Source organism: Sphingomonas oligophenolica (assembly GCF_039522915.1).
GTDB classification, from domain to species: Bacteria; Pseudomonadota; Alphaproteobacteria; order Sphingomonadales; family Sphingomonadaceae; genus Sphingomonas; species Sphingomonas oligophenolica.
This window is the reverse complement of the sequence record NZ_BAAAEH010000012.1, coordinates 1-1,813: the sequence shown is the minus strand read 5'-3', so window position 1 is coordinate 1,813 and position 1,813 is coordinate 1. Positions and strand designations below refer to the sequence as shown.

Here is a 1,813-nt window from a genome sequence, read left to right as displayed (position 1 = left end):
GCGCCGGTGCGCACGCAGGATCGCCCGATCGCGATGGCAAGGTGCGTCTTGCCGGTGCCGGTCCCGCCGACCAGCACGGCGTTGCGCTGACTGGCCAGGAACGCTCCGGTGGCAAGGTCGCGGACCAGGCCTTCGTTGATCGGCGTCGCGGCAAAATCGAAGCCGGTAATGTCTTTGGCCAGCGGCAGCTTGGCGATCGTCATCTGGTATTTGATCGAGCGCGCCTGCTTTTCGTCGATCTCGGCTTTCAGCAGATCACCGACCACGCGGCCGGGGGTGTGCTGCCGCTTCACCGCGTCGGTGATCACCTCGTCATAGGCGTGCCGCATGCCGGCAAGCTTCAGCGTTCCCATCATCTCCAGGATCTCGTGGCGTTCCATAAAAGCTCCTCAGGCTGTCGTATCGGGCGCAGTCGGCGACCGGCTCATGGACAAGCCGCAGCGCCTCGGGCGTGGCGATGGTCAGCGGTGCCGATGGCTCGCGCTGACGGGTCAGGATGTTGAGCACGACGTCGCGGCTGACCGTACCGCCCGCCAGTGCCTCGGCGCAGGCGGCCTCGACCGCATCAAGTCCATCGGCCGTTACCGCGCTCAGGATGCCGACCATCTGGCGATCACCATCGGCGTGACTACCGAGGCGTCGCCGTACCCGCTCGATCGCGGGCGGAAGCGGCCAGTCCTTGAACGGCGCGCCGTTGCGCAACGCGCCGGGCTTCCTCGCCAGCACGGGCACGTAATGCCAGGGATCATAGATCGTCTGATCGCGCCCGAGCCGGCGAACATGCTCGCCGACGACCTCGCCATCCTGGCGGATGACGACCCGATCGGCATAGGCGTGGATCTCGACCGGTCGCCCGGCCGCTGCGGCATGCACCGAGTATTTGTTGTAATCGAACCGCACCAGCAGCGTTTTCGATACCGACGCCGGGAGCGCATGGAAGCCGTCGAACGGCCCGCGATAGGCGATCAGCGCGGGGCGGTCGGCCGCCTCGAACACCTCCCAGACGGTGCGATCCTTCAACTCGGGATGTGCCGCCTGCTTCGAGCGCGCGACGCAGCGATCCTCCAGCCACGCGTTCATCTCGGCGTAGCTCTTGAACCGCAACCGCGGCGTGAAGAAGCGTTCCCGCACCAGGCCGACCTGATTCTCGACCTGCCCCTTCTCCCAGCCCGACGCCGGCGTGCACGCCACTGGCTCGACCAGATAATGCCCGCACATCTGCTGGAAGCGGCGATTATACTGACGCTCGCGCCCAACGAAGATCGCGTCGACCGCCGTCTTCATGTTGTCGTAGATGCCGCGCTGGCAGGCGCCGCCGAAGAACGCGAACGCGCGGTCATGCGCGTCGAACACCATCTCCTGGCTCTCGCGCGGATACGCCCGCACGTAAAACATCCGGCTGTGGCAAAGCCGCATGTGCGCCACCTTCACCGTCGTCGTGACCCCCGCGATGACGACGACCTCATGGCTCCAGTCGAACTGGTACGCCTCGCCCGGCGCAAAGCTCAGCGGCACATACGCTGCCGCCGTCGCGACCGAGCGCTCGCGGTGCCACGCCGCCGCATAGCGCCGGACCGCGTCATAACCGCCACGATAGCCCAGCCCCTGCAACTCCTCGAACACGCGGATCATCGTCAGCCGCTCGCGCCGCGCCTTGCGGTCGTTGGTCTCCAGCAACCGACCCAGATCCGCCGTCCACGGCCCCAGCTTCGGCAGCGGCTGCACGCTGCGTTCGTACGCTAACGCCTGTAGCGCGACGATCTGGATGAGAGTCTAGCGACGATCAGGATGAGAGTCCGACGATCGCGACGAT

General features: G+C 66.4%; 1 protein-coding gene and 1 pseudogene. Both read right to left on the bottom strand.

Annotated elements, in window-relative coordinates; all coding sequences use genetic code 11:
- A partial coding sequence (locus ABD050_RS07935; protein WP_343888727.1) for an ATP-binding protein occupies positions 1–380 on the bottom strand: 380 nt, incomplete at its 3' end.
- A pseudogene (istA, locus tag ABD050_RS07930) lies at positions 313–1,746 on the bottom strand (IS21 family transposase); the annotation flags it as partial. The pseudogene istA and the gene ABD050_RS07935, both read right to left, overlap by 68 nt.
- Positions 1,747–1,813: the final 67 nt, after the last annotated feature.